Source organism: Butyrivibrio sp., assembly GCF_024699075.1.
The window spans coordinates 1-12,598 of record NZ_JAILQF010000312.1 but is presented as its reverse complement, the minus strand read 5'-3'; the positions used below and the strand labels follow the sequence as shown (position 1 = coordinate 12,598).

At 36.7% G+C, this 12,598-nt stretch carries 9 protein-coding genes and 1 riboswitch; of the genes, 1 reads left to right on the top strand and 8 read right to left on the bottom strand.

Annotated features, from left to right (window positions below; all coding sequences use genetic code 11):
- From folE to K6G87_RS12520, 8 genes are all read right to left on the bottom strand, one after another.
- The coding region (gene folE, locus K6G87_RS12555; RefSeq protein ID WP_296837799.1) for a GTP cyclohydrolase I at positions 1-420 on the bottom strand (420 nt) is incomplete at its 3' end.
- A 239-nt stretch (positions 421-659) separates the two neighbouring features.
- A complete protein-coding gene (locus K6G87_RS12550; RefSeq protein WP_296837796.1) occupies positions 660-2,003 on the bottom strand; it encodes a bifunctional folylpolyglutamate synthase/dihydrofolate synthase in 1,344 nt (447 codons plus the stop codon).
- Between the two features lie 67 nt (positions 2,004-2,070).
- Positions 2,071-2,169, bottom strand: a riboswitch (THF riboswitch).
- A 173-nt stretch (positions 2,170-2,342) separates the two neighbouring features.
- Entirely contained in the window at positions 2,343-2,849 is a 507-nt protein-coding gene (locus K6G87_RS12545) for an HD domain-containing protein (RefSeq protein ID WP_296837793.1), read from the bottom strand.
- 299 nt (positions 2,850-3,148) lie between these two features.
- Positions 3,149-4,411, bottom strand: a complete 1,263-nt coding sequence (locus K6G87_RS12540; RefSeq protein WP_296837790.1) for an ABC transporter permease — start codon at positions 4,409-4,411, stop codon at positions 3,149-3,151.
- A 14-nt stretch (positions 4,412-4,425) separates the two neighbouring features.
- Positions 4,426-5,133 carry an ABC transporter ATP-binding protein gene (locus tag K6G87_RS12535; RefSeq protein ID WP_296837788.1) on the bottom strand — a complete coding sequence of 236 codons (708 nt, stop codon included), beginning with the start codon at positions 5,131-5,133 and terminating at the stop codon, positions 4,426-4,428.
- The gene (locus K6G87_RS12530) at positions 5,133-7,364 is read right to left on the bottom strand and encodes an HlyD family efflux transporter periplasmic adaptor subunit (protein WP_296837785.1); all 2,232 of its coding nucleotides are present in this window, start codon (positions 7,362-7,364) and stop codon (positions 5,133-5,135) included. The genes K6G87_RS12535 and K6G87_RS12530 overlap by 1 nt, the downstream gene beginning before the upstream one ends.
- Positions 7,365-7,668: 304 nt before the next feature.
- Entirely contained in the window at positions 7,669-9,786 is a 2,118-nt protein-coding gene (locus K6G87_RS12525) for an HD-GYP domain-containing protein (RefSeq protein WP_296837783.1), read from the bottom strand.
- Positions 9,787-9,803: 17 nt separating this feature from the next.
- Positions 9,804-11,927 carry an HD-GYP domain-containing protein gene (locus K6G87_RS12520; RefSeq protein WP_296837779.1) on the bottom strand — a complete coding sequence of 708 codons (2,124 nt, stop codon included), beginning with the start codon at positions 11,925-11,927 and terminating at the stop codon, positions 9,804-9,806.
- A gap of 299 nt (positions 11,928-12,226) precedes the next feature.
- On the opposite strand from K6G87_RS12520, the gene K6G87_RS12515 reads away from it, so the two are divergent.
- The coding region (locus K6G87_RS12515; protein ID WP_296837777.1) for a hypothetical protein at positions 12,227-12,598 on the top strand (372 nt) is incomplete at its 3' end.

Genomic DNA, 12,598 nt, shown 5'->3' with positions numbered 1-12,598 from the left:
TACAAGTACCATGACTCCTTTTGGATGGAGTTCTTTGACAAAAGCATCTGCTATCTGAGCTGTAAGTCTTTCCTGAACCTGAAAACGTTTTGCAAAAACGTCAACTGTACGGGCGATCTTACTAAGTCCCACAACTTCTCCGTCAGGAATGTAAGCAACAGCTGCTGTTCCATAGAATGGAAGCATATGATGCTCACAAAATGAATAAAGAGGAATATCCTTCTCTATTACAATATCTGATGTTTCCACATGGAAACGTTTTGCAAGATGAACGGCTGCATCCTCTGTATATCCTGCTGCCAGCTCATGATACATTCTTGCAATTCTGTCAGGAGTCTCAAGAAGACCTTCTCTGTTTATATCTTCTCCGATTCCTTCAAGTATAAGTCTTACACCTTCTTTAATCTTATTATCGTCCAAAGTACTTCCTCCATATTCTCACAAATCCAAATATACTAATTAAATATTTTCCAGCTATAAACAATATGAGATCATTTAAGCATACTTTATATAATTTTCCTGATCTGTCCTATGTAATTATGAGATCAATCAAACATCCTTTAAGATAAGCTTCCTGATCTGTCCTATATAATTATGAGATCAATCAAACATCCTTTAAGATAAGCTTTCTGATCTGTCCTATGTAATTATGAAATCAATCAAACATCCTTTAAGATAAGCTTCCTTATCTGACCTATATAATAAAGTGATCCAAATGCGCATATTACATCATCACTTTCTGCATCCAAAAGCGCCTTGTTAAGCGCATCCTCAACGCTATCAAAATCCATAGCCTCTGCGCCAAATGACCTGAAAGTATCTGCAAGCTCCCTTGCAGATAAAGCCCTGTTATTAGGCGGTGTGATCGTATAAAAGATCTTCCCAAGCGGCGCAATCTCTTTCATCATGCTCTTATAGTCCTTATCAGCGAGAACACCGGCTATAAACATGATCTTTTTATCTGGAAAAAGACGCTTAAGACTAGAGCATAAAACCTTGATCCCGTCAGGGTTGTGAGCTCCGTCTACTATAACCTTGGGATTATCCTGCAACAGTTCAAATCTGCCTTCCCATTTTGTATTAATAAGTCCCTCTTTTATAGCCGTATCTGTTATCTTCTCATAGCCTTTACTTTGTAAGACAAGTGCTGCTGTTATAGCAAGAGAAGCATTTCGTATCTGATAATCTCCAAGAAGACTTATCTGATATGTTTCCTTTATTTCTTTATTAAGCGCAGTATTCTTCCCATTTTCTATGGAAGATGGGTCAAAGTCATATTCAAAATACTGGCCTGTCAGATCATATTTAAGCGCTTTATCATTTAAAGGCTTACCGGAAATAAAGAGCCTGCATCCTCTTTCTTTGGAAACGTTTCTGAAAACCTCCATTACTTCAGGCGCCTGATCATATACAACTACGTCTCCGCCCTCTTTCATGATGCCGGCTTTCTCACCGGCTATCTCAGGAAGGGTATTGCCCAGATACTGCATATGATCAAAACTAATTGAAGCAATAACTGCAGCTTCCGGAGTCTTTATGACATTAGTAGAATCTATCCTTCCGCCAAGGCCTACTTCAAGAACTACAAAATCACACTTTTCATGTTCGTAATAAAGGAATGCTATGGCATTAACCTGCTCAAATTCTGTCGGCATCGAAAGCCCGTCAGATACCATGCTATCAGCTGCATCCTTGACCTTTTGTGTCAAAAGAGCAAGTACCTCTTTATCAATCTCCTTCCCATCTACCTGTATTCGTTTTGTGAACCTGTCAAGAGATGGCGAAATGTAAATTCCTGTCTTATACCCTGCTGCCATAAGAATATTGGATATAAAGGCAACTGTAGAGCCTTTTCCATTGGTGCCTGCAACATGGACAAATTTAAGTCTGTCCTGGGGATCGCCAAGGCGCCTCATAAGCTCTTTCATTCTGTCGAGACCAAGATCTATACCGAACTTCTCGATTGATTCGATATAGCTTAGTGCCTGTTCATAATTCATCATATGCAATAAAAAACCTCCTTATGCTTGTCCTGACAACTACATAAGAAGGTATATTATCCTGGTATGTAGCAGCGGGATGCGACTCCAAAACCGCAAGACAAGTCTTTTCGTCCAAGTGACAACTCCCTGTTCACCCGGCACTTAACGCTTTGAAATCTACTCTGCATTTATATTATTTGACCAATCGGTCTATATCTTTCGCACTAATACTACTATGTTTTATATTATAATTCAATACTTTTTATCATAAAAAAACAGCTTTCCAAAATCCAGATAATTACTAGCTTTTGGAAAGCCGATACTTTTTTCTTAAATCAATTTTATAATGTCACTCAAACCTTATCCAAAAGAAGGATTGATGAGTCTTGACCTGTTATTCATAGGAAGAAGGTCTGTCACAGCACAGTACTTATCTGCAATTGTGATAATAAAGCCTTCGATTGTCTGAGGCGGTGTAAGTGTCATAGGCCACATATGGTTACCTATTATATCTCTTCCTGTATCATCAAGATCGCCAAGAATACTTTGCGCTACCACAACTGAATCCTTAGGATGCTGCTGACAGCACTGGCTATTGTTTCTATATTTAAGATCTCTTCCAATGATTCCTATATCATGAAGAAGTGCGCATACTATAAGAAGCTGCCAATTAGTCTTTATCTTAAATACAACATAGAGAAAGTGACATATGCAAAAGCAAATACAGGCTACCCTGAAGCTGTGTCTTGCCACTGTTGTAAAATGATGATGTGTCTGAAGATCAGCCTCCTGGAACTGCCTTGATGCCATAACCTTGGCTCCAACTTCCTTAACTGTCTCCTGTGCTCTATATCTTATATTAACCATTAACGTACCTTATCTCATTTAATAATAGAAAAAGAATAAATTAAATGTCTTAAACATTTTTTGCCTACACATTTTCTTATTATAATCTTAAAACGATATTTTAACAACATATTTTTATGTTTTTATGATAAAAATCTTATCTATAAATCGATTGCTTGCACCAATATAGCTCCCAGAGCGGATCCTGAATTTTTGAACATTTTGTGACCATTTTTCTTTTATCATAAGACCATAATTATTGGGATCATAGATCAAAAAATGCTGCAATAGAGCTATTCGAGTTTGCTTTTGCCAACAGATCATTCATATCTCAAAGCTTCAATAGGATTTAGTTTAGCTGCCTTATTAGCCGGATAATATCCAAAGAATACGCCAAATATTATAGAGAATACGAGGCAGGCTATAACTCCTTTTACTGAAGGAGATCCCTGATAGCTCATAAGATTTGATGCCCCGATACCAAAAGCTACTCCAAGTATTACTCCAATAACACCGCCAATAAAGCATACAACTACTGCTTCTGTTATGAACTGCAGTCTTACCATGCCATTGGTAGCTCCAAGTGCTTTTCTTGTACCTATCTCTCTGGTTCTTTCTGTAATAGATACGACCATGATGTTCATAACACCTATTCCGCCTACAAGAAGTGATATAGCTCCAACTGCCATAAAGGCCATCTTCTGGGTATTGAGCATGCTTTCCATTTCCTTGATCTCAGCCTTCATACTGTATGCATATATATAATAGGCGTCATTATTCTTGTAATAATTTTCATTCATATATTCAGTAAGGCTGTAGGAAAGGGTTGTGGGATCTGCGCCTGTTTTGGTCAGAACATCAAAGCTTGATATCTTGGCGCTGTCTCTAAGCTGCCTTGTTGCTGTCTTATAAGGAATAAAAGCATTTGTCTGAATATCCTTCTGGCTTGTTCCGCTCCCATAGCCGCTATCATGATATTCATATACTCCAACTATTGTATAGATAAAATATTTATTATTTATTACAACTTCTACATTCTGGCCAAGAGCCTTATCCTTATCTCCATCAAACATATTTGTGACATATTTGTCGCTTACAAGGATTACTTTTTTGCCATCAGAATAGTCTTTTGAAGTAAAGGTTCTTCCTGAAAGTATGTTAAGGTTATTTTTCTTAATGCCTGTTTCATTACTTCCTATAAGCTGGATATTGGCATACCTTTTCTTATCAGTTACTTTCAAAGATCCAAGCTCTGCAGTTATAGATATGCCGCTTATCTGACTATTAAATGTTTTCTCTATTCCGGCAAGCATCTCCTGCGTAATATAGTCTTTGTCCTTCATACTACGGACATTTTCGCTGTAGTTGCCGCTTTCATCAGGCTTTTGGGTTATAAATACGCTTACAACATTGGCTCCCATATCACCCATGGAAGTCATTGTTGCCTTATTCATGGCATCACTTACTGTCATTATCGCTATCATTGATGCTATACCTATTACTATTCCAAGCATAGTAAGCAGGGTCCTCATCTTATTAGCATAAAGAGCTGATAGTGACAGCTTTATATTTTCTAATATCATCTGAATTTCCTCTTTTACCTGTGATAATTTTCGCCTTGTCTTTCGCCTATTATCATTCCATCCCTTAGGGTGAGTACTCTTTGAGTTTCTTCCGCGAGTTCGTTAGAGTGTGTGATAAGGACTATGGTTATGCCATTTTCTTCATTAAGCTTATGGAAAAGGTCCATAACAGCTCTTCCAGTTGCACTATCAAGCGCTCCTGTAGGTTCATCAGCAAGGATTATTGCAGGATCATTGACAAGAGATCTTGCTATAGCAACTCTTTGCTTTTGTCCTCCGGAAAGTTCATCAGGCTTGTGGTCCATTCGCTTATCCATTCCGACAAGCTCTAAAAGCTCCATGGCGCGTTCTCTTCTTTTCTTGGCCTTTACACCTGCATAAAGCATGGGGAGCTCGACATTTTTAATTGCACTTGTTCTTGGAATAAGGTTATATGTCTGGAATACAAAGCCAATCTTTTGATTTCTTATGGCAGATAACTGATTGTCCTTTGCTTTATTCATGTCTATCCCATCAAGTGTATAGGATCCTTTTGTTGGCTTATCAAGTATTCCTATTATGTTCATAAGAGTTGATTTACCTGATCCTGACTGACCCACTATTGATACGAATTCGCCTTTTCTTACTGTAAGATCTACGCCGTGTAATATTTCAAGCTCATTTTCTTTTCCCACATTAAATCTTTTAATGATGCCTTTGGCATCGATCATAATATCGCTCATCAGTACATACCTTCCGTAAACTCATCTCCTGCTTCTGTTTGTGCAGAATCATCAAGGCTCATATCAGGTATTACTACCTCCATTCCTTCTGTAATTCCCTCTCCTTGTATCTGGACATAATAGTCTGTCTTAAGGCCAAAGGTTACATTTATGTTCTGAGTTGTCTTATTACCGTTTTCATCAGTTCCTGTAACAGCCTGGATGTAGGACTGACCATTCTCATCTGTCTGAACTGAAGATTCTGAAACTGTAAGAGCATCCTTGGCTTCCTGCTGGATGATAGTAAGCTTTGCACTCATTCCAATACGAAGTCTCTCACTTGGATTAGTAATAGTAACTTCGATAGGGTAATCTGTGCTTGTAGTATTAGCGCTGGAATCATTAGTTGAAGTTGTAACTGTTGTATTCTTAGGAACAGGTGATACGAAGGTAAGTGTTCCATCCATAAGTTCATCGCCTGTAGTATCAGTCTTGATCTGAACCTTCATTCCCTCGTAGATATCACTTATATCATACTGATCAACTGTCGCTGATACCTTATATCCGCTATCATCCTGTAAAAGAGCGAGTTCTCCGCCCTTATAGGTATCGCCCTGCTTTACATTTATAACTGTGATAACTCCTGCAGCCGGGGCTTTAATAGTAGCCTTTTCAATCTGAGTAGTATACTTGTCAACTTCCTGCTGAGCTGTAAGTTCACTGGTCTCTGCAGATAATTTACTGCTTTCTACAGAATCTGCACTGTCTGCTACAGTCTTTTGATTATTTCTTGTTGTATCTTCCTGATTCTCCTTGGCTTTATCAAGGCTTTCCTGATTACTCTTGGTCTGGGATTTGGCGCTGTCGTACTTGGACTGGGCTTCTGACTGCTTACTTTTAGCTTCTGACTGCGCTGTCTGTGCATCAGAAAGTGTTGTCTGCTTACTTTCAAGATCCCTTTGAGCATTCTTGCTTTCGCTTTGCGCATTTTCATTTGCTTTTTCTGCATTATTCTTAGCTTCAAGTGCTGAATTATATTTATTCTGAGCGTCTGTTACAGCCTGGCTGTTCTGTGCACTTGTAAGTGCAGATTTTGCATTATCAAGAGCTGTTGTTTTTGAATCAAGCTCCGTCTTTGCATTATCCATTTCAGTCTTAGCTTTATCCATGGCTTCCTTTGCAGAATTCATTTTAGCTTCTAAGTTTTTGAGATTACTATCATCAGAGCTATTATTACTTACGCTATTACTTGCATTAGCATCTGCATTAGTAGCTGCACTTTCAGTAGAGTTCTCAGTTTGAACAGATGAGTTAGAAGCTTCAGCATTTGATTTTGCTGTTTCGTAAGCACTTTTTGCGTTATCATATTCGGTTTTAGCTGTATTATAAGCACTTTCTTTGCTGTCGTAGTCTGATTTAGCTGTATCGTACTTAGCTTGGGCATCACTTACTTTTGCATTTGCATCATCTATAGCACTTTGAGCATTAGCTTTAGCTTCATCAAGTGCAGCCTTGGCATCAGAAAGTGCACTTACTGCATTATCGTAGTCTTTCTGGGTCTTTTCTGCTGCATCGGCTTTGCTATTAACATTGTTTTGTGCGTTCGTTACATCATTTTTGGCATTTGTAACTGCAGAATCTTTACTCTTAACATCTGAGTTAGCTGTATTAACATTATTTTGTGCTGTTGCCATCTCACTTGAAGACTTATCAAGTTCATTCTGGGCTTTATTAACATCGTCCTGAGCTCTTGTATTTTGAACAGAAGCTGTTTCTGAAGCATTTGAATAGCTTCTTTCAGAAGATTCTACATCTATATCATTTTTTGACTCTGTTGCTTCAAGATTCTTCTGCGCTATTTCAAGTGAACTTTCAAGAGAAGTTGTGTCAAGGACAGCTATTACATCGCCTGCGCTTACTCTGTCACCTACAGAAACTTTAAGCTCGTTAACAGTAACATCAGTTATCTCGCTTGAAAGGCTGTAGCTTGCGGTACTTGCAATTGTTCCGTTTACTGCAATGGATTTTGCAAGATCCTGCTTAACTACATTCTCTGTAGAGATAGTCTGAACAGCATTTTCATCACCTGCTTCTTTTCCAAAGGCAATAGCTGAAACCGCAAGGCATCCTGCCAGTGCTACTGCAATTGTACTTACAGCCAGTTTCTTATGTCCTGTAATTTTGTCTTTAACTATTTCTTTTCCTTTAGAAATATGTTCCTTTAATTTTTGAAATTTAACTAAGTCGATCATTTGAGCCTCCTAAAGCATTTATGCATTACCTGTATTCGTTTCTGACAGCATACGCAGTTACAATGCGTTTGTGTTTAAACTATTCATATTTCTTCGAAGAATAACTATAATGATCTATCTTTAAAACAAACTGTATCCAAGCTGAAATTTAGCTGAATAAAAAACGCAGACTCCATAGAATCTGCGCTTTTTGTAAAAATACATATTTATTATTTTTTAAACTTACTATTCCACCCAGGCAACAAGGTTCGTTTTAGGAACTTAACCTGTAATCCTTGATAGTTCAATTGCATGATTTACTTATTTATCTACTGTTAAACTTTTCAGCTGTCTTTCTTACATCATCCGATGCAGCTATAAAAGCATTTACAATATCCGGGTCAAAATGTGTGCCGGATTCTTCCTTTATAATATTCATAGCTTTCTCAAATGAAAAAGCCTTTTTGTATACTCTGTCAGAAATAAGAGCGTCAAATACATCTGCTATTGCCATGATCCTTGCTGATAGCGGAATATCTTTTTCTTTAAGCCCCTTTGGATATCCCGTTCCATCCCATCTTTCATGGTGATATAGGGCTATATCTCTGGCAGTTTCAAGATAACTTGCCTGAGTGATCGACTCTATAAGCTCATCGATTATTTCTCCTCCATAAACAGAATGAAGCTTCATTATCTCGAATTCTTCTTTAGTAAGCTTTCCAGGCTTATTAAGGATTGCATCAGGTATTTTTATCTTACCTATATCATGAAGAGGGGCTGACTTAACTACATTATCAATATAATCGTCTGTCAGGATATCTGAATATATACCCATTCTCTTCATTTGTTTCATGATGATATTGGTATATTCTGATGTCTTTTTGATATGATCACCTGTAGATTCATCCCTGTTCTCTACCATATCTGCAATTATCATGATAAGGTCAGACTGCATCTGCTCTATATAGTCTGACTTTTGACGCATCTTACCAAAGTTTTTCATACTGTCTTTGGTAACCTGGATCATAGAATTATAAAGCCTTTCTATTTCATCTCCGGTATGAATATCCAGATCAGTAAGACGTTCTACATTGGCTTTTCTTGCTTCTTCACTATCGTATTTAAAATCTCTGGCTCTTACTACCATAGAATCAACCGGATAGATAACCCTGAATCTGGCTGTCCAAAGTCCTGTTATTATGATCACTATTATTATTCCGGAACACATGATAATAAGACGGATAATAAAGCTTCTTGTGTAATTGGAGAGATATTTCATCGAAACATCTGATCCGGCATAACATACCGTCTCACCCTTTGAATTATATACAGGTGTATATGATGTCATAAGCCATCCATATTCTTCATCAGCATTTTCGACAGGATCTATCTGACCACCTTCAAGAAGGATAGGAATATCATCCTTAAATGAATCCGTAAACTCTACAACATCTCCAGGCTTTGCCGCTTCAATATTCTCTGATTCAAGGTCAAATACGACATGACAGCCATCCGGCATGATTTTATACACATATATGTATTCTATGTCATCAGACAAGTCTCTGATATTTTCGAGTTCTTCAACAACTTTTTTGTATTCACTGCTTTGACCACCACTTTGTATATATTCATCTATCTTGTCTCCATCTATGATATTGGCAGCCATAACTGATGTACCAACTGCAAGTTCTTTATGCGTTTCCTTGGTATGGTTTACAAAAAGTGAGCTTGCTTCAAGTGCTACTACTATAAGAACTGCAAAACAGGTCAGTATAAGTGATATAGCAAAAACAGTACTGATCTTTACCGTTCTTGTATCGCTATCACTGATAATCTTTAATTCTTCATCGCTGACAGGCTTTTGAAGCCATCCTATTTCATGAAAAATCTTTTTGACATCAGAAGGGATAAGCCTGACCACAACTAAAGAAATAAGAAGACATAATGCAAGTAATACAAAAGATATTGTAAACACTATAATAAAAGATTTTGTTACAAGGCCAAGCGGTAAAGCTCCTATCATTTCTGAATATTTATTTGCAGTAAACAGATCCTCGTTCAGACGGCCTGACGCAATCTCGATGATACAGATAAATATAGAATTTAAAAATGAACACAAGCTAATATATGACAGTATGCCTGATATTTTTTTCAGATACCCGTTTTTGAAATAATATACCGTGAGGATAATACTAAGTATATTAACAAGACTATAATATATAATCTCATCTATGAAAATTGAAATTATGCTCTGCGTTATTAAAACAACCCAGACACTAAGACAATATCCGGACACTGCCGCAATTACCATAGAGCCGGCAAGGCCCAAAACAGGTATAAGCCCTATTTCGATCGACCAGATACTTATTATGCAGTTGAATAGGATTACAGGTACAATAAAAGCAAGTATTATACCTATTTTTTTTAATATACCTCTATTCATATCATCATCCCATAAAACTAATCTGACTTTGTTTTATTTTGCATCTTGGCTGTTTCTCTCACTTCATCAAGCGATAACATAAAAGCTCTTACTATGTCAGGATCAAAATGTGTTCCTGACTCTTGTTGAATAATGTCGATAGCCTTTTCAAAAGAAAAAGCTTTCTTGTATACCCTGTCAGATATAAGAGCATCAAACACATCTGCAACTGCCATGATCCTTGCTGAAAGTGGTATTTCTTCCCCTTTAAGTTTCTTAGGATATCCAAGTCCGTTCCACTTCTCATGGTGGTATAAAGCGATATCTCTTGCCACTTCTAAATAACTTGCCTGAGTTAGTGATTCGACAAGTTTACTTATGATCTCACCACCATATACAGAGTGAAGTTTCATTATCTCAAATTCTTCAGGTGTGAGTTTGCCCGGTTTATTTAATATCGCATCCGGTATCTTGATCTTACCTATATCGTGAAGCGGGGCTGACTTATACACATTATCCATGAATTCATCCGTAAGAACATCCGTATGAATACCTAGCTTTTTCATATTTCTCATGATAATAAGCGTATAATTAGATGTCTTCTTAATATGATCACCGGTTGATTCGTCCCTGTTTTCTACCATGTCTGCAAGAATAACGATAAGACTTGCCTGTACCTTTTCGATATAGTCTGACTTTTGCTGCATTTTACTAAAGCTCTTCATACTATCTTTGGTAATTTGCAAAAAAGAATGATAGAGTCTTTCTATTTCATCTCCTGTATGAATTTCAAGATCCTCAAGAAGCTTAACATTGTCCTTTCTGGCAGCTTCATTATCATAGCTGAAGAATCTGGCTCTTTCGACCATGGAATTAACAGGATATATGATCCTGTATTTGGCAACCCACAAGCCGGTTACAATAATAACTATTATTATTCCTGAACACAGTATAAGTAGTCGTATTAAGAACTGCCTTCTGTATAAAGACAGATATTCCATGGAAATATCTACTCCCGCATAACATACGGTTTCGCCCTTGGAATTATATATTGGAGAATACGACGTAAGCAGCCATCCATAATTATCATCTGATACAAAAGGCTCTATTGTACCTCCTTCTAAAAGTGTAGGAACAAACTGCTCAAAGGACTTGTCGAACCCAACTATTTCTCCAGGATCTGCTGCTATAACATCTTCAGTATCCAGATCAAAAACAACATGGCATCCGTCAGGCTTAATCTTATAAACATATATGAACTTTATATTGTCAGATACCCTTCTGATATTTTCCAACTCAGAAACTATTTTTTCATACTCTTCTCCCTGGCCTCCGGTTGCAACATAATCATCAATCTTGTCACCATCTATCATTTTAGAGACCATTTTGGATGCATTTTCCACCAGTTCTTCATTTTCCTGCTTTGTATAAACAATAAAAAGATTACTCCCTATAGTTGCAACAACCATAAGCACGATCAAGCATGTAGTAATAAGGGCTATTATAAATACCATTTTTGTAGTTATAGTTCTTGTCTTTGTATTATTAAGCCTTTCAATTTCATCATTATTTAAGACTTTTTGAAGCCATCCAAATTCGTATATATTTCTTTTGATATTTTCCGGTACAAATTTAATTATTGTAAAAGCGATAAAAAGACATATACACTGAGATGGCACTGACATGATAAAGAAAAACAAAAAAGAAATAAGAAGAAGGCTAACAGGATCCTCCAAATAGTTATCAAAAAAAGGATTGCTATATATAGTATTATCCCCAAATCTGTCAGCCTCTGCTACTATCAAACTACTTATAGCCGACACAATAGCAGAAGTCATTATAATATAAACAAATATTTTGGACTTTCTTTTAAAGTATCCTTTTTGAGAAAAATACGCTGTGCAAATAATTATCAGGATATTGATAATAGAATAATCTAGAAATTCTTTTATAAAATAGCTGGTGAGAATATGAGTAAGCAGAACGACCCACACACCCGGAAAATATCCCCCCATAATAGCTATAGTCATTGAACCGGCTATACCTAAAATAGGTGGTATCCCTAATTTTATAGAGATATAGCTAAGTACGAAATTGATCCCTATAACACTTAAATATACGATTAATACGGTAATCCATCTACTCTTACTGAGTTTGTTCATAAATACCATCCATTAATCTGATTTATGTATTTCTTAGTCCATAACCTTATAACTGATAATTGACAATTTATATTTATAATCCGGCACAAAATCACAGAACAAATACCTACAAATAGTATATCGACATATATAGAATAAATTTCACTTATTTTATTCTTTTAAAAAAAATAATTAAGAATTAACGCCGCAAAAAATAAGAAATAATTGTCATGAAATAATAAGAATGCGCTCAGAATCTGATCTATATTGTAGTTAGCTTCCAAAACACTACTTCAAAAATGCTTAACGGAGGATAGAAAATGGGTATGGACAAAAGACCTGCCGTCGAAACTCTTTTAGATGGCAGCAAATATTGGGAACATGAATTTGATAACTTTTATCTAAAAGTATATGTGCCTACAAACGACATTGATTCAAAGACAAACGATTATACTTTCAGAGCACCGCTTCTTCTTATCTTTGAAGAAGAAAGAAGAAAAAAGGATGAAGCAATAACATTTGCAAAAGAAACGGGGCTTAAAAGCATCGCTTCAGCCTATGATACAAGTGTACTATTTATATACCCTACCTGTGACGGTGCCTGGGATAATGCAACTGATGATCTTTATAAGGAAGTCATTGAGTCAGTTAAGATGTACCCCGAGTACGAAGATGGCATCGTAGAATGGAAT

What these genes read in the sequence shown, in the direction of transcription:
- K6G87_RS12550 (WP_296837796.1), bottom strand. Translation starts at nt 2,003, where the DNA reads ATGATGAATTATGAACAGGCACTAAGCTATATCGAATCAATCGAGAAG.
- K6G87_RS12545 (WP_296837793.1), bottom strand. Translation starts at nt 2,849, where the DNA reads ATGGTTAATATAAGATATAGAGCACAGGAGACAGTTAAGGAAGTTGGA.
- K6G87_RS12540 (WP_296837790.1), bottom strand. Translation starts at nt 4,411, where the DNA reads ATGATATTAGAAAATATAAAGCTGTCACTATCAGCTCTTTATGCTAAT.
- K6G87_RS12535 (WP_296837788.1), bottom strand. Translation starts at nt 5,133, where the DNA reads ATGAGCGATATTATGATCGATGCCAAAGGCATCATTAAAAGATTTAAT.
- K6G87_RS12530 (WP_296837785.1), bottom strand. Translation starts at nt 7,364, where the DNA reads ATGATCGACTTAGTTAAATTTCAAAAATTAAAGGAACATATTTCTAAA.
- K6G87_RS12525 (WP_296837783.1), bottom strand. Translation starts at nt 9,786, where the DNA reads ATGAATAGAGGTATATTAAAAAAAATAGGTATAATACTTGCTTTTATT.
- K6G87_RS12520 (WP_296837779.1), bottom strand. Translation starts at nt 11,927, where the DNA reads ATGAACAAACTCAGTAAGAGTAGATGGATTACCGTATTAATCGTATAT.